Origin of the sequence: Candidatus Pelagibacter sp. IMCC9063, from assembly GCF_000195085.1 — a bacterium.
In the GTDB taxonomy this organism is placed as follows: domain Bacteria; phylum Pseudomonadota; class Alphaproteobacteria; order Pelagibacterales; family Pelagibacteraceae; genus IMCC9063.
Map to the genome: position 1 here is coordinate 45,002 of NC_015380.1, position 18,167 is coordinate 63,168.

Below are 18,167 nucleotides of genomic sequence, written 5' to 3' on the forward strand. Positions count from 1 at the left end.
ATAATTCAATGATTGAATTTTTTAACATCTATAAACAAGATTATAAATCTTTAAATAAGATTTTAAGAGCAATTAAACAAACAATTAAAAAAAATAGCTATATAAAAGGTCAAGCAGTAACGGATTTTGAAAATAAATTTGCTAGGTACTGCAATGCTAAAAGTGCAATATCTTGCAACAGTGGTTCTGATGCACTGTTTCTTGCTTTAAAATCTTTAAATTTATCCAAAAAATCAGAAGTTATTCTTCCTGCAATGACATACTGTGCAACAGTATTTGCTGTGTTGAGAGCTAACTTAGTACCAGTATTAGTTGATATAAAAAAAAATTCTTCAACGATCGACCCTACACAGTTAGAAAAGAAAATATCTAAAAAAACGAAGGCTATAATTTTAGTTCATCTTTATGGTGATTGCTGCGATATCAAAAATATAAAAAAAATAATTGGTAATAAAAAAATTATTATTATTGAGGATGCTGCTCAGGCTCACGGATCAAGAGATTGTTCATCTTGTGAAAAAAATTTAAAAAAATGCTGTGAAAAAGGTAAACTTGCAGGATCAATTGGGAACTATGGTTGTTTTAGTTTTTACCCCGGTAAGAATTTAGGCGCATATGGAGATGGGGGTATAGTTACCTGCAAAAGCAGAGTCGATAGAAATAAAATTGCAAAATTGGCAAATTTAGGTGGTATTAAAAAATTTGAACACCAGTACGTAGGATACAATTCTCGCCTTGATACAATTCAGGCCAATGTGCTTAATGTTAAACTAGATAATCTTGATAAAAATAATCATAAGAGAAAAATTATAGCTAATTATTACAATAAACATATTAAAAATAAATTTATTAAAAAATTAAGCTACTACCCCGGTTGTGTTTTTCATCAGTACGTAATTATATCAAAAAAAATCAATCAATTAGCATCTTTGCTAAAAAAAAATAAAATACAATTTGGAAAACACTACCCTGAACCTATACATAAAATTAAAGCAGTATCAAAATTATTTAAAAATCAAAATTTTCCTAATGCTGAAAATGTTGCAAAATATGGAATTAGCATTCCAATTGATCCAAACTTAAAAAAAAGTGAAATAGATTTTGTTTGCAAAACACTTAATCAATTAAGGTAAGTTTTTATCTACCTGCTCCAATAAATTATGAACTTTAAGAGCATGGGCTGAATTGCTTTTGGTATTTTTTATCTTACCTGAAATTAATTTTATAAAATAAGACAATTCAGACTTCAAAGGAGATGTGAATTTAATTTTAGGACTGAAAGTTTTTCCATAATATATATTTGCTTTAGGAGTGAAAAAAGATTTGTCAAATTTGCTAATTTTTGGATAACTTGCGTACTGATTGTAAATTGTAATAGGATTGATTGAGTTCATTTCATCAAAAAGCAACATTTTTTTGGATCCTATTACAACAATTTTTCTAACTTTTTCTGGGTTAAGCCAACTTGATTTTATTTCAACTTTAATACCTTGGAGGTCTAAAAAAATAGTTCCCATGTCAAAGATGTTTTTTTTTAAAAAACAAAAAGCATTTACTTTAGTAACTTTTGGGTTTGCGTTAGTTAGGTAAATCAAGGAAGACAAATCATGGGAGCTCAGATCCCAAAAACATGAATTGTCATTCCTAACTGGTCCCAAATTTAATCTTTGAAAAGATAGGTACTTTATTTTCCCTAAAGCTTTATTAGTTATAATTTTTTTAATATAATTAACATAAGTATTAAAATTATATATATAGCCAATCATAAGTATTTTATTATTAGTTTCACTTAACTTATGTAGCTCTTTTAAATGAAAGCTTTTTAGCGTTGCTGGCTTTTCCAAAAATACATTAAGGTTTTTATTTAGGCATTTTTTTGCAATTTTGTAATGCGTGCTTGGAGGCGTCACTATTATGACATTTTTAATATTAAAAAAAAAATATTTTCATTAGTTTCAACATTAACGGTTTTAAATTTTTTTTTTATTTGGGCTAATTTGGTTTTGTCATTGTCATAAACATAAACATTTTTGATGTTCATTTCTTCAAGAGTTTTGATGATATTTGTTGCCCAATAGCCAGCTCCAATGATACCAAGTGCGTTTTTATTCAAAATATAATATATAAAAATTTATGAAATCAATTTGTATAATACCTATTTATAACGAATATGACAAATTAAATAAATTGTTGTCTAGAATTAAAAAATACAATCACAAAAAACTTAATTTAACTTATCTCGCAATTAATAACGGTTCAACTGATGGATCATTAGATTTAATAAAAAAAAGTAAGATAAAATATATAAACTTAAAAAAGAATTATGGAGTTGGTTATGCGCTGATGGTTGGTTATCAGTATGCAAAAAAAGAAGCATTTGATTGCATTGTTCATTTGGCGGGTAATGGAAAAATGAACCCTGCCCAAATTAAATATTTTTTAGTAAAAATATATAAAGAAAAATATGATTTTGTTTCTGGAAGTAGATTTTTAAAAAATGGATTCTACTCTAACAACCCAATATATAGAATAGTTTTAATAAAAATTTTTAGCTTAATTGTATCATTCCTATTCCAAAAAAAAATCACAGATTGCTCCTGTGGCTTTAGGGCTTTTAGAGTCAATTTATTTAAAAATTTTAAAAAAATTTTTTTAAAAGAAATCTATTTACTTATGGTTATGAATATTACAGCTATGGTGCAATGTTAAAACAGCCTGAAATTAAATTTTTAGAAATCTCAGTATCAATGGATTACCAAGATAAAAAAAATTATACAAAAATGCGTCCTTTTATTGATTGGTTTATAATGTCTAAATATTGGATAAAATCATTTTTTTTTAAAAATAAACTTTAATGACCTCCACAAAAGATTTATCAATTTTTTTTTTGTTACTCTAAGTTTGCTATATATTTTTTTTACAAATACTCATTTAAATTATGAAGAAAGCTTACTGCTTGGTGGGGCAGATGGAGAAAGTTATTTTAGTATATCCTTTTATGCACCAGAAATTTCAAAGGTTAAAATACAACCCATACACTCTGAAAGATTTATTTTCCCGTTCTTAATTGGAATAGCTTCCAACATCACTGGGATAAAAATTTTTTTACTTTATAAAACTCTTTCAGTTTTATTATTATTTTTAATAAATTTAGTTTTTATTAAGATATCAAAAAAATTGAATTTTTCACAATTTCAAATAGTTCTATGCTTGTGTTTAATTAATTTTAATCCTTACATTACGAGATTTTACATATCAAATCCAACTATAATAACAGATCTATTCTTTCATCTTGGTTTGCTGATTTGCATATTAGGGATTATAGAGAAGAAAAATTTTCTTCTACTAATCGGTTTAATAATTGCTATAGCGGCTCGTCAAAGCGCAATTGCCATCTTAATTTCTATGATCTTTGTTGATCTAGTTAATAAAAATTTTATTTCAAAATTAAAAGTGAATTTGCTTTTTGTTTCAGTTTTTTTAGCAGTATTTTTATTAAATTTATATTATTCAAGCCATACGATTTCTTATGATAATGAAAGATCGTCGCAATATATAATAACTGTATTTGGTTTATTTATCGAAAATAAAAACTTTTTGGAAATACTTCATTTTTTAATTTTTCTTCCAGCCTTAAGCTTTGGTCCTCTTTTTTTAATTTATATTTTTAAAATTCGAAAAATTAATTTTGGAAACCAATTCAGAACTTTAAATATATTTATACTGACTTGTTCTACTATGATAATTATCCAGCCATTCTTAAGTGGTATTGATGTCACTGGCAGAAATGTAATGAGATTGGCAACCCTAGGCTATATTCCAATTGTAATATTTTTTTTTCTAAATATGCCCGTAAATAAAATTTTTCCAAAATGGCAACTAGCCTTTCTTGCTATTCTTTTCTTTATTTGGTCTTCTCACCCTGCCTTTTCAACTTTTAGATTTTTAGAAAATTTAAAGTTTTAATTTGAAAGATTGTAAATTTAATCTATAAGGTGATTATATGAAATACTTTGTTTGTGGAGCAGGTGGATTTATTGGCGGCCATATAGTTAAAAAATTATTAGAAACGGGTCATGAGGTTGTTGCAGCTGACATAAAGCCAAAAGAACACTGGTTTCAAATATCCAAACAAAGCCAAAATTTTTTTGAAATCGATTTGACGTTAAAAGAAAATTGCATCAAATATTCAGCTAATACAGAAACGGTGATTAATATGGCCTGCAATATGGGTGGCATGGGTTTTATAGAGAATAATAAAGCTGAATGTATGATATCAGTTTTGATTAATACACACCTACTTATGGCTTGCAAAATTAATAACATTAAGAATTATTTCTTTTCCTCAAGCGCATGTGCTTACAATAAAGACTTGCAGGAAAAAACTTTTATTAAAGGTTTAAAAGAATCGGATGCATACCCCGCAATGCCTGAGGATGGATACGGCTGGGAAAAATTATTTAGTGAGAGAATGTGCAGACACTTTCAAGAGGATTTTGGTATAGATACGAAAGTTGCAAGATTCCATAACATATATGGTCCAAATGGAACGTATGATGGAGGTAGAGAGAAGGCGCCAGCCGCCTTATGCAGAAAAGTAGTTCATGCTATCAGAAACTCTGAGGATAACATTGAAGTTTGGGGAGATGGAGAGCAAACAAGATCATTTCTTTACATCGATGACTGTGTTGAAGCTACTCTTAAGCTTATTAACTCTAAAGAAACAGGCCCTATTAATATAGGTAGTGAGGAACAAGTTTCTATTAATCAAATGTTAGAAAAGATTGAAACTATTGCTGAAAAAAAATTTAAGCGGGAATATTTGTTGGATAAACCAAAAGGTGTGAGGGGTAGATCTAGCGACAATACCATGGTTAAGAATAAATTGGGATGGGAACCAAAATTTACTTTAAGTCAAGGATTGGAACAGACATACTTTTGGATTAAAAAAGAGATAACTAAAAATACAGATTAACAATGCCCATTATCTTGGGTCTTAATATTAATCACGCAGATTCATCTGCCTGTATTATAAAAGATAATAAATTAGTATTCGCGATAGAAGAAGAAAAACTTAACAGAAAAAAACACTGGGCTGGTTTACCAATACTAGCAATAAAAGAATGCTTAAAATACGCAAATATAAAAGAAGAGCAACTCACAAACATTTCTCTTAATACAAACCCTCTATCAAATCTTCCTCAAAAATCTATTTATTTTTTAAAAAACTACATATTTGGATCCAAAAAAAGAGAGATTTTTTTAAGGCTAAAAAAAAAATTAACAATTAAAGATGAGCTATCTAGAGAGTTCAATTTTTCAAAAGAAATAAAAATAGATTATATAGATCATCACTTATCTCATATAGCCTCTTCCTACTATCCATCCAATTTTGATCATGCAATATGTATTAGCATTGACGGTTTTGGTGATTTTGCAAGTGTGGTTATAGCGGAAGGAAAAGGAAGCAAAATTAATATTAAAGAAAAAATTTTTTTTCCAGATTCCTTAGGAATTTTTTATGAAATGATGACACAATTATTGGGATTTGAGAATTTTGGTGACGAATATAAACTAATGGGACTTTCTTCTTACGGACAACCTACCTACAAAGAGGCAATATTAAATACACTTTTTGAAGATTCCAAAACATTTAGACTAAACAAAAAATATTTTGCTCATACAGAAAAAAACTTTTCTTACAAGTTTGATGGCATTCCTAGCCAAAATAAAATTTATAAAGACGAGATTTTTAATTTTATTACAAAAGAAGATATTGAAAATGATAAGGAAAATTTGGCAGCCTCGATACAAAGCGTTTATGAAGAATTTTTCTTCCAAATAATAAAAAGGGCCAAAGAATTGATAAAAAGTGACAATTTATGCTTAGCTGGAGGGTGCTCTCTAAATTCAGTTGCTAATGGAAAATTAGATAAAAGCCATGGAATTAATAAACTATTTATTCCTTATGCTCCTGGAGACGCTGGAGGAGCAATTGGTTCCGCTTTAGTTTCTAGCTATAAATATCAAGAACAAAAAATTGATAATTTACAAAGTCCATTTCTCGGACCTAGCTTTTCAAACGATGACATAAATAAATTTATATCAACGATTGACCAGTCAAAAATTACTGTAAGAAAAATGAACGAAAATGAATTGTTAGAATTTGTAGCAAAAGAAATTTCAAATTCTAAGATTATTGGATGGTACCAGGGAAAAATGGAATTTGGACAGAGAGCATTGGGCAACAGATCAATACTTGCGGACCCTAGGAATAAAAACATAAGAGACATTATTAATCAAAAAATCAAAAGAAGAGAAAATTTTAGACCTTTTGCCCCTTCTGTTGCTGACGATTTAAAGAATGAATGGTTTGAGTTTCAAATATCCAATAATCACTACATGGAATCCGTAATAAAGATAAAACCTAATAAAAAAGATATAGTGCCATCAGTTGTTCATGTGGATGGATCTTGTAGAGTCCAGATAGTATCTGAGAAAACAAACATTTTATTTTATAAATTAATAAACAAATTTTACCACCTAACGGGGGTGCCCATTCTCCTGAATACTTCATTCAATGAAAATGAACCTATAGTTTGCAACATTCAAGAGGCATACAATTGTTTCAATAGAACTGATATGGATGTTCTGGTTTTAAATAACTTTATATTCTTAAAAAAATAATTTTTTGTATTCTAAAATATATTGTTGAGAAATATCTTCCCAATTATAATTAGACTTTAAATATATAATCTTTTTTTTATTAAGTGATTTTGATAATAGAAATTTTTTATTTTTTTCAATATGTAAAATCTTATTTTCCAAATTATGAGTATTAAAATTTATAAAACTTGCAAAGTTATTCTTGGTTAAATCTTTCCATGGCAACGACTTATTTAAAATTAAATACAACCCAGCATTTAATGCTTCTAAGACAACTAATCCAAAATTTTCAGATTTGGAAGGTAATATAAAAACATCATATAGAGACAAATTTAAAATTTTATTTTTTTTATTTTTCCAAGAAAAAAAATATTTTTTGTATTTTTAATAATTTTTAGTATTTTGTTAAAGTAATTAACATCATCTATTTCACCAAAAATACTGAGTTTAAATATTCTGAGTTTTTTAGAAAGAGACCAGGCCTGAACTAGTTGAAGTAAATTCTTTATAGGATGAATTTTTGAAAAATAAATACAATGTATTGGGTTTCCATGTCTTTTTTTTTTGATTTTCTTCACAACAATACCATGTGATATAATGATAACGTTTTGGAATTTTACTTTTTTTTGTAAATTGTGCTTTTCTTTTTTTGAATTTACTATAATTAAATTTGCACCCCACAAAACTATACCTTGATAAGTTAGTAAGGCGATTTTCTTTTTCCAAGCCTTAATGGCATACGATTCTGGGTCAAGCATCCCATGTGGACTAATAATTACTTTTGTGGTTTTTAATTTTGCTATTAAAAAAAAATCTTGGATGCCAAAGCCCGTGTATATGAATAATATCTACATTGGAAAGTAAAAATTTAAAAAAGCTAATATTGGTAGATACTTCTAATTTTTTATTAATAAATGGGATTAAGTCTTTCAGCACTTGATTAATCCCGTAAACATTTATATTTTGGTATGTAAGAATTAATAATTTCATATTAATTAATAGTATCAAAAAATCACGGATAAAAAAAATCTTTTAACAGTAAATTTTAAAAGATGTAATCTTATTCCCTTTAAAATCATTATTCCTTGTGTTAATAAAAAATTAAATAAAAATTAATAGAAAATACATAATCAATTGAAAACCTACAAAAAATCATCTTGGATATTATTTTTTGGACTTATAATATTTTCTTTTGGAGTATATTTAAGTTTTTTACGAGGTCCTCATTTCTCAGATGGTGATTCATACAGTATAATAAATTCTTTTTTAATATTATTAGATACTGGCGTATACAAACCCTCAAGAGGAGCTTACGGATACCCGATACCAGAAATTATACTTGGTTTTGTGGCTTATAATTTTGGTGTAAGCGGCTCTAATATTCTAAGTTTTGTTTTTTTCTACTTTTCTATTTTTTTTATTGCATTTTCTTTTGTTGAAAAACAAAAAATGTTATTTATTTTACTCGTTTTTTCTAATTCAATTTTATTTATTGATAATACAAATACCTTAGATTATTCCTTTTCATTATTTTTTTTTCGTTAGGTTTCTTTTTTTTACCCAAGTCAATACTAATATCGTCAATATTTTTTGCATTTTCTATAGCGTCTAGAGCTAATTTTGCGTTATTTATTTATCCATCTTTGTTAATATATTTCTATTTCATTGAGCAAAAAGAAAATAAAGTAAAATTTAAAAGATTATTTATATCCTTTGCAATTATTACAAGCATTGGTTTAGCTTTTTATATTCCGGTATTTATAGCTAATGAATTTTCAATCTCTTTTATCAAAATACCTATTTTAACAAAAAACTCATCGCCTGGTTGGTATGGAGGACCAGAACTTTCATTTATTTCATTGTTTCCAAGATTTATTTATAAAATTTACAAAATATTAGGTGTTTTTTCTTCTATAATTATTTTTTACCTAATAATCATAAATTTTTTTAAATTCAAATTAATTAATAAGAATAATTTAATAATATTTTTTATTATAGGCATAAATTTAATAATTTTTTTTTTCATGCCAACAAAATATCTAATAATAAATCCCTTTGTAATATTTTTGTATGCTTTTATTGCAAACTCTGTCAGTAAAAAATTTCTTAAAATTTTAATATTTTTTAACATATTACAATGGATAGTAAGCTATAGTATTATAGAAATTAAATACAAAAACAAAACATCGTGTGATGCTCAACATGCCATCTCAGCCAAGTACACTTTTCAGGTAGATAATGGGTATCTGAGTAAATTTTTTAAAAGCCTGAATACAGCTCAGTGTTATGAAAAAAATTTAGGTAGATATTCAAATAACTTTATTAATAATTATAAATTAAAAAATTAAAATACAAGATTCAAAATTTACTCATTAAGAAAAATTAAATATAATTATTCTAATCAATGCGTGACCTATTATAAATTAATTAATTTAAGCATGCTGGAAGAGCGTCAAAGTCAAAGTTGTAAATCGATGCATTGTAATAATTTTTTTTATTAAAAGGATTTCTACCAACATCTCTTCCTGCATTTTTTTTATAAGCAAAACGTTTTCCTAAACATTTTTTAAAAGGGAAGTGGTCAAAGGTATTTTTATAAAAAAGGATTTTATTAATTTTTTTATTTTTTAAAAAATTTAGATAAATCTTATTGTTTTTTTTTGAAAAATCTAAATTCTGAGTCATAAAAATATATGAATATGTCTGTACATTAAATAAAGATATTGATCTATGGGTAGATAGCAAAATATCTTTATCTTTCCTAAGTAGAGTATTGGTCCATTTAGCCAATGTGTAGCCATTAGCATAATTGCTCATAACACCCTCTCTAATTTTGTTATTTAAGGAACCAGGAAATAAAGTTACCGCACTGTAAAGGATTACAAAATACATTAAAAAAAATTGAGAAATTGAAAAAAATTTTAAAAAACTTAATGTAAAAGTTTTCTTACTTGATGACATGCTAGACAAATAAACTAACCACAAAAAACCCTCTGTAAAAAGTCTAGTTAAATTTGAGGTAAAAAAGAAAATAATTATAAAAAAACATAACGTAATTAATATAAATATTATATTATGCTTATTAACTTCTTGGAACAAAATGAAAAAGAGAATTAAAATAGAAGGTCCTAGAATAGTAAAAAATTGACCAATACTTTTTGGGTAAAAAATTTGCATTAAGTCTATATTTCCTGAAGTTAATTGATGGTTAAAATGCTCAAAACTTTCGATATGAAGTGGTAAATGGCTAAAAACTTGAGCAAAATAATTAGTGCCAAAGTAATCATGATTCATATTCCAATACGGAAGAATAATTAAAAAAAATACTGAAACTAATATTATTGAAAAGTGAAAGAAAAGTTTCTTTTCAGATATCTTAACTAAACAAATAATTAATAACAAGAATGAACTTAATATAAAAGAATATTTGGCAATATAATTTAAACTAAGTACCAAGCAAATTAGAAAAGAATAAATAATAATTTCTTTTTTCTTAGATGTAAAAAAATTATTATACAAAACATTAAAAATTATTAATGTACTGATTGCAAAAAATAATTGGGGTTTAGGAGAACTTATCAAAAAAATAATTATTGGCGTGCTTAAAATAATTAAATAAAAATAAACTTTATCTATATTAAATCTATTTGCAAAGATGGGTATAAGGCAAATCAAGCTCGAAAACTGCAAAATGGATCCAAATTGCTCAGCTCCTATGGAAAAACCAATTGCAATCATTATCTCTCCCAAAGAAACCAATAGACCAGTCATTGGTAGTAATTCTTTTTGAAAAGTTTCACGCTCTAATAGATCGACAGCACCAAATACGTGATAGCCTAAAGAATCGGCATGGGTGATAGGTGATGCAGATATTAGAAACAAAGTAAGAAAATAAAGAGGTACAAAATAAGATAAAAATCCATAATTTTTAAATGGTGATTGAAATTTTTTTATCCTTAAAAAAAATATAAATATATTTAAGATACCGAGTCCTGCAAGTGAAAGTGCTGCATATTTATAAAAATAAAAATTTATAATTTCAAATAATGTCAAGAAATAAAATACCAACATTATAAAATACGTGCCAACAAGTATTGAATAATATTTATATTGATAATTTATTACACGATTTAATGATTTAAAAAAAATAATCTGGAGAAAATTTCCTAGATAACTAATTCCAAATATTATTAATAAAGAAACTATTAGAGAAATGGGCTGATCTAAGAGATAGTTTTCAAAACCATTTTTCATATAGATTCTTTTTTAAAAAGTTAATAAATTTGCTACTTAAAAAATAATAATAATTTATGATTAAAAATGACATCAGTTTGGCTTTGTCTAAGAAATTGTAGCATACGGTTGCATTTAAAATTTTAAGATTATCTTTATAATTAAAGTTATCCATATTTTTTTTTATTAAAGGAGCGGAAATCCAAAATGGGGTCATTCCATTAAAAGCAACATTCGTATCAATATAATCTTTTTTAATTTTTAGTATATATGATAGAAATTTTTCCTTTGTGGAAAAATTATTATTATCAATCCAATAATTAGTTAAAAAATCTTCTAGTTTTACAATATTAGAAGACATTGAAGAGCATTTTAGAATTAAATCAAAATCTTCCCAGCCCACTTTTTTTGGATTTTCGCTTATATAATTAACTGCATGTAGAATATTTTTATTAACATAAAGTGAAGAATTAAAAATTGGATTTCCAAATTTTAAAACATTTAAATAAAAATTATTTTTATAGAAATTAGATTTTTTATAAATTTTTTTATTATTTTGGTAATTAATTATTGTATTATGGTAAATAATATCTGGTTTTTTTTGTATTATTTCATTCTTTAATCGGACTAATTTATTTTTTAAAAACCAATCATCGCTATCTAAAAATAAAATGTGATCACTTCTAGATTTTTTTATTCCATAGTTTCTTGATTTTCCTATGATACCGTCATTGTGTATAGAGAAAAATCTGATTCTTGGATCGTTTAGCTCATTAATAAAAGTACTTGGACTTTGCTTTGAATGATTATCAACTAAGATCAGCTCCCAATTTGAATAACTTTGTACCAAAACAGATCGTATCGCTCTTTCTAAATAATTTGAGTTGTAGTTGGGCATAATAATTGAAAAGAGAATGTTCATTATCTTTACAATTTCTTAAAAAAACTTTTAACAAGTTGGTGAAAACCTTTATTATTAATATTTTTCATATCTTTGTTTAATTTTTCCATAAAACAAAAAGTAGACGATCTATTAAACGATTTTTCTTTAACTTTAATTATTTTGTCTACATTTGTTTTGTAAAAAATTTTAGAAGAACTTAGGACCTCAGAAATTTTTTCATTTTTATTTTTTCCAATAATCTTGATTTTTAATTTTTGTCCATCTGTACTTAGTAATTTAAACATTTTTTTCACGATATTTATAATTTTAATTTGCTTACCCATTTTTAAAATTAAAATATATCCATTGGATTTGATTTGTGATGCTTCAATAACCAGACCGCACGCTTCTTTCATGCTCATAAAAAAGCGTTTCATTCTGATATCAGTAATTGTTATGGGTTTATTTGATAATATTTGATTAAAAAATATTGGTAGGGCTGATCCCGCAGATCCAATTACATTACCAAATCTAACAATACTAAATTTAGAATTTTTATATTCATTTAGCTTAGAATAGGACTGAATAATTATTTCAGATAGTCTTTTTGTAATACCTAAAATATTTTTTGGATTTGCTGCTTTATCTGTAGAGATGAACACTACATTTATCTTCATATTTTTAATAGAATTTAACAATGAAATTGTACCAAATATATTGTTGCTTACTGCCCCGTGAACATTATCTTCCAAATAATTTACATGCTTGTATGCCGCTGTATGAAAAATATAGTTTATTTGATGAAGTTTTATTAAATTTGTTAAAAATTTTTCATTTTTTATATCATCTAGAATAAATTTAAATTTAGAAATATGTCCTAATAATTTTTTTTTATAAAGTTGTGCATATTTAATTCGGAATTATCTAAAATACAAATTTTATTGCATTCTGATTTTATGAGCTGCATTGCAATTTCTGAACCAATACTACCTGCACCACCTGTTATCAAAATGTTCTTATTTCTAAAACTTTTAAGAGTTTTTTTATTAATTGCAAAACTTGTTTTGTTCAAAATTTGATCAATTGATATATTTTCTATGTCTATTAATTTTATATCTTTCCTTTTAAAAAAAAATTTTCTAGGCAACGAGGATATTGTTAAAGCGTAGGGGTATAGTTTTTTTACAAGTTTACTATTTTCGCTTTCTGATAAAGATGGAATAGCTACAATTATATTTGAAATAATATATTTTTTGGAAATAATCTTTAGCTGCTCATATGATATAACCTTTATTCCATTTATTTTAGAACCAATTTTAGATAGGTTGTCATCAATAAAACAATCTACATTTGTTTTGTTTAATTTTAATTGTGATGCAATTTTTTTCCCTGAGTACCCAGATCCATATATTGCTGTTTGAATAGAATTTTCGAAGTTCATTTTTTTAATTTTATTAAAATCACTAATCATTAGCGACTTTGTTTGAATTACTACCATCAAGAATAGAATTTAAAATTTCTAAATATGATAAAATAACTTTTGTTGTTATATTTAAATTAATTAGAAACATAATTCCAAATTTTTCTACAACTACTGTTTAGGTTAAATTTTTTAACATTTTTAAATGCATTGTTTCTAAAAAAACTATAATTTTTTGTTATTTTTAAAATTGAATTGACAATTTCAGTCATGTTTCTATTTTTTAAAATAAATCCGTCATAACCATTTTTGATTATTAATTTAACATCACCTTTACTGCAGCAAATAACAGGTATTCCATAACTTTTAGCTTCTAAAGCGACGTAAGGAAAATTATTTATATACGAAGTTATTATAACTATATCAGAATTCCTATAAACAATACTCTCAGGTTGCCACCCATGAAAAGTGACGTATTTTTTAAATGTTAAGAGTTTTTTCTTCATTGGACCTTCTCCAAATAAGTGAAATCTTATATTGTGTTTCTTAAAAAAATATTCTGCAAAATTGCAGAAAAAAGTAGGGTCGTTTTCACTATTTAGTCTTCCTACAAAACTAACATTAATTTTTTTCTTATTAAATTTTTTAAAAGCTTTTTTAATGAGAATGCCATTAAATAAAACTTTATTTCTTTTTAAATACATCCAAGGAAATATACCAATCCACCATTTTCTCGCTGAATACGATCCGAATATGACTTTGTTTGAAAAAAAAAATAAAAATGAAAAAATAAAACCTGCAAAATAATGGAAATTATTGTAATTCAGAATACCGCTATGAATCGTAATACATGTTTTAATTCCTTTTTTTTTAAGAAAAATTAATAAAAAAAAATACTTTATAAATATTATATAATTTGTGAGAAAAATTACGGTTTGCTTGTTGTTAATTTTTTTTAAAATGTCTTCTAAGCATTTTTTTGTACTAGAATAATTATACAATACATCTTTTTTATAAAACTCTATTTTTTTTAGAGTTTTTCTTTCAAAGTTTTTTTGTGGATTCGTGTCTATTAAAAACACTTTTTTTTTTAAATTAAAGTTTATGTGTTGTTCAAAATATTTATTGGCTCCACCTTTATATCCATTTGAAATAAAAATAATACTATCTGTCATAAAATAATTTGCCTTTATTGTTATATTTTTAAACTAAAGATTATTTTGTCGTCAAATTTATGTTTTGAAATATGAGAAATGCTAAATAATTTTCTGATTACACATTCTTTTTTAAATTTATTTTTCAATAACACCTTACGACTTGCATTATTTAATGAGTATATACCAGCATATATTTTTTTTAGTTTTAGTTTATTTTTTATAAATTGGATTACCAATTCTATGGAATTTGATCCTAAACCCTTTCCCCAAAATTTTTTTTCTCCAATAAAATACATAATTTCACATGTATTATGATTATAATCAATTTTTCCTATTTCAATAACTCCTACAAAAATATTATCTAGAAAAATTTTGAAGCAAATTGAATTTTTGTCTTTTAGTTTTTTTTTATAAATTTTTTTTGAGAACTTTCCGTATGTTTTGTGAATCTTTGTTCGCTAAATTTAGTTACATCCTTATCATTTAGCCATGAAACCCATTTTTTTATATGTGAATAACTTTTTAACTTTATAATTTTAACTTTCATTTAGAGTGGATGCTTTTCAACTTCATTTTTACTATGCACTTGATTGATAAAGTTAACAATAATTGAAAAATTTGTCATAGATTCAAATTTAAACCAAAGTTTTGGAGGTATACATAAAATTGAAGGATTAGACCTTGAAATTTTAAATACTTTTTTTTCCTTTTTACTTCTGTTCATTATTGTAAATTTAACTGTACCATGTGATACGTAAATAAGTGATTTGCACTCTTTGTGTAAATTCCAACCTTTTGTATATCCTTTTTTAATTTCGTTAAAGTACACCTCACCAAATCCCTTAAAAAAAGGTTTTTTATTATCTATATATTTTACAATACTCCCTGCAGAGCTTTTTATTTCTTTAAGTTTATAAATTTTAACCCTATTAATCATAAATATTCAATTTACGTTTTTTGACAATCAACTACAAATGCAGATGCAAGGAAATATCCCTTCCAATCTTCAGGCTTTTCAATTTTATATGATTTTTTTTTAAATTCAAAATTGTCAAAATTTTCAAATATTGGTGGTAAAATGTGATAATGGTAAAAATATATCCCATTTAACTTCAATCCCAACTTGTTCAAAACTTGCTTTTCAATCGTTAATGGGTTGTGGGACAATGAGTAGACTTTATAGTCATCAATATTTTTTTTAAAATTTTTATTTTTGTTAAAGCTTTTAAATATATTTAAAAAATTCTTTTTAATAGAACTATTAAATTTATCAATATTATAAAGCTTAGAAAAAAAATTTACACTATAATCATTGAATGTTGAGGAATCAAAAAGAGAATTTCTTAGTGAAAATATCAGTCTTCCATTCTTTTTTAGCTTCTTTACCTGATTTCTTAAAGTATAATTAAATTTTTTAGAATAATAAAATGTACCCATTCCCAATATACAATCGACAGAATTATTTTTTATATGTTTTGGATTTTCAAAATCGCCTGCACATATAATATTTTCAGGAAACCTAAATATTTTTAAATTTTTTTTAGCTTCTTTAATCATATTATCTGATTTATCGTAGCCTGTAATATTAAAACCCATTTTTTTTATTTTAATCAATGGCATTCCAGTCCCACACCCTGCATCAATAATTTTTTTTGGTTTGTAAATTTTTAATAATTTTTTAATTATTTCTAATCTTTTTACATTTGGTTCGTATAATTTTTTTTTATACATTTTATTGTAGTGATTGGTATTCTTAGATTTGTTAAAAAATTTATAGGATAATTTATTCATTTATTAATTTTTTTTAATTAATTCTTTATAAATACTGTACCCTTTTTTATAACTAATTTTAGATAAAACAGATATTTTTTCTAAAGAATTTTTTCCATCTGAGTATTGTAAAAAATTCATATAATCAGAAAACTTATTTTTTTTATTTTTTATAGAAAGGGTTGGGTATAATTTTCTTTTACTCATCTGGGGCTCGCATAGCAAGACTGCTTTTGGAATTTTTTTTTTAATTAATATTTCGATCGCTTTTTTTGCTACTTCAAATCCTCCTTTAATTCCCTCATGACTAACTAGATCAAAATTATCCAATGAAGTATGATATTCTGGATACTCCCAATACTTAGTTCTGAAAATTGATGCAATAGACAAATCTACTCCAGGTGAATTAAATTGTCTTTCGTCAGATCCTCTTTCTAGAAATGAGTATTCCTTAAAAGAAATCTTTAGTTTTTTGTAAGATTCAATTAACGATTCGTCCGCAATAGTATTTTTGTATTTAGTAAACATGCAAGAATGATTTTTATTATCTCCTATACAAGTAAGATTATAACCACCTATAACATTTTTCTGAAGTTTTTTTAAATTTTTTTGGATATAGGCTATTGATCCAATCGTTTCAGGAATAAAAATAAATCTTAAACTTTTATTCAAATTAGTAATTTTTAAAAAATGGCTCATTAACGACATTGAAACAATTGGACCACTTAGCTCGTTATTTGCCATAGATGGATGGCAGACATAAGTAGAAATCAATATTTCTTTGCTTGATTTGCCTTTTATCAAAAATTCTCCATAGTCCATCTTCCCTTTGGGGCTAAACGTAGATTTAATAACTACATTAAAATAATCTTGGGCCTTATAAGTTTTCAATATTTTTAATTTATGATTATACGAAATACAAAAGCCCCATCTTTTTTTATAGTATGAGGTAACATAGGGAATTGCGTTCGGTTGTTTCTTTAATGAGTAAATGTGCCTTAGAAGACTGTCTCTACTTATTCGTAAATCTACCGGTGCTGAGTAGCCAACGACATGTAAATTATTTTTTTTAAAATTTACTATTTCTTCACCCTTGTCATCTAGTATGAAGCCTTCTGTAATATTCCACTCTTTGGGTACAATCCAATCAAATACTTTTTTTCCAGAACCAATACTTTTGATTTTAAATTCGGGAAATTCTTTTTTTATAATATATAAAGTTTCGCGCAATCCTTTTCCTGTAATACTTCTGCATATAGGAAACAGTTTATTTTTAGCTATATTGAAATATTTTTTTGTACTCATAGATACCTATTCAGCCATATAATTTATAACATTTTTAAATTTAATTCTCATATTGTATTTTTTGAAATATTCTATGCTTGCAATAGATTTTGAAACTTCTTGTATGGGTTTTTTTATATAAGTAACATTTTTATTATTTGATCTGCTTAAATTAATCAATTTTTTTACCGAAACCCCCTTTCCTGTTCCAACATCGTAAATACCAGTTAAAATTTTTTTATTTATAAATAATTTATATACCTTAGTTAAGTCATCAATATGAATAAAGTCACGTATTGATTTTCCATTATTTGCTATTCTTACTTTGATTTTTTTCTTATTTAACTTAGAAATTATAGAGAAATTTTCGTTTTTTCCGTAGACATTAAATATTCTTAAAATATAGAAATTAATTTTTTTTTTCTTACAAAAATTATTGAGCAAATTTTCTAATGTATTTTTAACACTTGAATAAAGCTTTCTATTAAAATCATCTTCAGCTAATTCTTTTAAGAAAGAAGAATATACTGAGGAACTACTAGAAAAAATAATTTTATTAATATTTTTATAGGATTTTATAAATTCTATTAAATCGACAATTTCTAGTAAACTTTTTGAAAAAAATTTTTTGTAGCTTTTTAAATTATTTAATTTTTTTAAGGGAAATGAAGAGTTAATAATAATATTGAATTTTGTTTTTTCTTTTTTTTTTTAAAAACTCTTGAATAGATAATATTTTTGAGTTTGTTAATTT

22 protein-coding genes are annotated in these 18,167 nt (G+C 25.2%); 7 read left to right on the forward strand and 15 right to left on the reverse strand.

Annotation, left to right across the window (positions count from 1 at the left end; all coding sequences use genetic code 11):
- Positions 1–8: 8 nt before the first annotated feature.
- A complete protein-coding gene (locus SAR11G3_RS00255; protein WP_013694696.1) occupies positions 9–1,133 on the forward strand; it encodes a DegT/DnrJ/EryC1/StrS family aminotransferase in 1,125 nt (374 codons plus the stop codon).
- Here the strand turns inward: SAR11G3_RS00255 and SAR11G3_RS00260 are convergent.
- Positions 1,125–1,910 carry a Gfo/Idh/MocA family protein gene (locus tag SAR11G3_RS00260; RefSeq protein WP_013694697.1) on the reverse strand — a complete coding sequence of 262 codons (786 nt, stop codon included), beginning with the start codon at positions 1,908–1,910 and terminating at the stop codon, positions 1,125–1,127. The two genes, SAR11G3_RS00255 and SAR11G3_RS00260, sit on opposite strands and share 9 nt — an antisense overlap.
- 2 nt (positions 1,911–1,912) lie before the next feature.
- Positions 1,913–2,113, reverse strand: a complete 201-nt coding sequence (locus SAR11G3_RS00265) for a hypothetical protein (RefSeq protein WP_013694698.1) — start codon at positions 2,111–2,113, stop codon at positions 1,913–1,915.
- A gap of 20 nt (positions 2,114–2,133) precedes the next feature.
- Here SAR11G3_RS00265 and SAR11G3_RS00270 point away from each other — a divergent pair, with 20 nt between their 5' ends.
- From SAR11G3_RS00270 to SAR11G3_RS00285, 4 genes are all read left to right on the forward strand, one after another.
- The gene (locus SAR11G3_RS00270; protein WP_013694699.1) at positions 2,134–2,709 is read left to right on the forward strand and encodes a glycosyltransferase family 2 protein; all 576 of its coding nucleotides are present in this window, start codon (positions 2,134–2,136) and stop codon (positions 2,707–2,709) included.
- 192 nt (positions 2,710–2,901) lie between these two features.
- Positions 2,902–3,966 (forward strand): hypothetical protein, encoded by a 1,065-nt coding sequence (locus SAR11G3_RS00275; protein WP_013694701.1) that lies wholly within the window; start codon positions 2,902–2,904, stop codon positions 3,964–3,966.
- A 37-nt stretch (positions 3,967–4,003) separates the two neighbouring features.
- Positions 4,004–4,975: an NAD-dependent epimerase/dehydratase family protein gene (locus SAR11G3_RS00280; protein ID WP_013694702.1), complete on the forward strand. Its 972-nt coding sequence runs from the start codon at positions 4,004–4,006 to the stop codon at positions 4,973–4,975.
- 2 nt (positions 4,976–4,977) lie between these two features.
- On the forward strand, positions 4,978–6,687 hold the full coding sequence (locus SAR11G3_RS00285) for a carbamoyltransferase family protein (protein WP_013694703.1): 1,710 nt from the start codon (positions 4,978–4,980) through the stop codon (positions 6,685–6,687).
- On the opposite strand, the gene SAR11G3_RS00290 is transcribed toward SAR11G3_RS00285, so the two are convergent.
- A complete protein-coding gene (locus tag SAR11G3_RS00290) occupies positions 6,676–6,996 on the reverse strand; it encodes a glycosyltransferase (RefSeq protein ID WP_013694704.1) in 321 nt (106 codons plus the stop codon). The two genes, SAR11G3_RS00285 and SAR11G3_RS00290, sit on opposite strands and share 12 nt — an antisense overlap.
- A 2-nt stretch (positions 6,997–6,998) precedes the next feature.
- Positions 6,999–7,424 (reverse strand): hypothetical protein, encoded by a 426-nt coding sequence (locus SAR11G3_RS00295; protein WP_013694705.1) that lies wholly within the window; start codon positions 7,422–7,424, stop codon positions 6,999–7,001.
- Positions 7,425–7,800: 376 nt separating this feature from the next.
- Between SAR11G3_RS00295 and SAR11G3_RS00305 the strand changes: the two genes are divergently transcribed.
- Entirely contained in the window at positions 7,801–8,211 is a 411-nt protein-coding gene (locus SAR11G3_RS00305) for a hypothetical protein (RefSeq protein WP_013694707.1), read from the forward strand.
- A 479-nt stretch (positions 8,212–8,690) separates the two neighbouring features.
- Positions 8,691–9,014, forward strand: a complete 324-nt coding sequence (locus tag SAR11G3_RS07220) for a hypothetical protein (RefSeq protein ID WP_148225685.1) — start codon at positions 8,691–8,693, stop codon at positions 9,012–9,014.
- Between the two features lie 79 nt (positions 9,015–9,093).
- On the opposite strand, the gene SAR11G3_RS00315 is transcribed toward SAR11G3_RS07220, so the two are convergent.
- From SAR11G3_RS00315 to SAR11G3_RS07085, 11 genes are all read right to left on the reverse strand, one after another.
- Entirely contained in the window at positions 9,094–10,920 is a 1,827-nt protein-coding gene (locus tag SAR11G3_RS00315) for a DUF1420 family protein (RefSeq protein WP_041862283.1), read from the reverse strand.
- Entirely contained in the window at positions 10,904–11,821 is a 918-nt protein-coding gene (locus SAR11G3_RS00320) for a glycosyltransferase family 2 protein (protein ID WP_013694710.1), read from the reverse strand. Before SAR11G3_RS00320 ends, SAR11G3_RS00315 begins: the two co-directional genes overlap by 17 nt.
- 5 nt (positions 11,822–11,826) lie before the next feature.
- A complete protein-coding gene (locus SAR11G3_RS00325; RefSeq protein WP_081456259.1) occupies positions 11,827–12,696 on the reverse strand; it encodes a polysaccharide biosynthesis protein in 870 nt (289 codons plus the stop codon).
- Positions 12,660–13,253, reverse strand: a complete 594-nt coding sequence (locus SAR11G3_RS07630) for a nucleoside-diphosphate sugar epimerase/dehydratase (protein WP_013694712.1) — start codon at positions 13,251–13,253, stop codon at positions 12,660–12,662. Before SAR11G3_RS07630 ends, SAR11G3_RS00325 begins: the two co-directional genes overlap by 37 nt.
- 86 nt (positions 13,254–13,339) lie before the next feature.
- On the reverse strand, positions 13,340–14,377 hold the full coding sequence (locus tag SAR11G3_RS00335) for a glycosyltransferase family 4 protein (RefSeq protein WP_013694713.1): 1,038 nt from the start codon (positions 14,375–14,377) through the stop codon (positions 13,340–13,342).
- A 20-nt stretch (positions 14,378–14,397) separates the two neighbouring features.
- Positions 14,398–14,808 (reverse strand): GNAT family N-acetyltransferase, encoded by a 411-nt coding sequence (locus tag SAR11G3_RS07830; RefSeq protein ID WP_081456261.1) that lies wholly within the window; start codon positions 14,806–14,808, stop codon positions 14,398–14,400.
- Positions 14,757–14,906: a hypothetical protein gene (locus tag SAR11G3_RS07250; protein ID WP_013694715.1), complete on the reverse strand. Its 150-nt coding sequence runs from the start codon at positions 14,904–14,906 to the stop codon at positions 14,757–14,759. Before SAR11G3_RS07250 ends, SAR11G3_RS07830 begins: the two co-directional genes overlap by 52 nt.
- Positions 14,907–15,296, reverse strand: a complete 390-nt coding sequence (locus SAR11G3_RS00345) for a WxcM-like domain-containing protein (RefSeq protein ID WP_013694716.1) — start codon at positions 15,294–15,296, stop codon at positions 14,907–14,909.
- Between the two features lie 11 nt (positions 15,297–15,307).
- Complete coding sequence (locus tag SAR11G3_RS06900) at positions 15,308–16,150, reverse strand: class I SAM-dependent methyltransferase (protein ID WP_013694717.1); 843 nt, start codon at positions 16,148–16,150, stop codon at positions 15,308–15,310.
- A 3-nt stretch (positions 16,151–16,153) separates the two neighbouring features.
- A complete protein-coding gene (locus SAR11G3_RS00355) occupies positions 16,154–17,434 on the reverse strand; it encodes a DUF4910 domain-containing protein (RefSeq protein WP_013694718.1) in 1,281 nt (426 codons plus the stop codon).
- A 6-nt stretch (positions 17,435–17,440) separates the two neighbouring features.
- The gene (locus SAR11G3_RS07085) at positions 17,441–18,097 is read right to left on the reverse strand and encodes an NAD-dependent epimerase/dehydratase family protein (RefSeq protein WP_081456262.1); all 657 of its coding nucleotides are present in this window, start codon (positions 18,095–18,097) and stop codon (positions 17,441–17,443) included.
- Between the last annotated feature and the right edge of the window lie 70 nt (positions 18,098–18,167).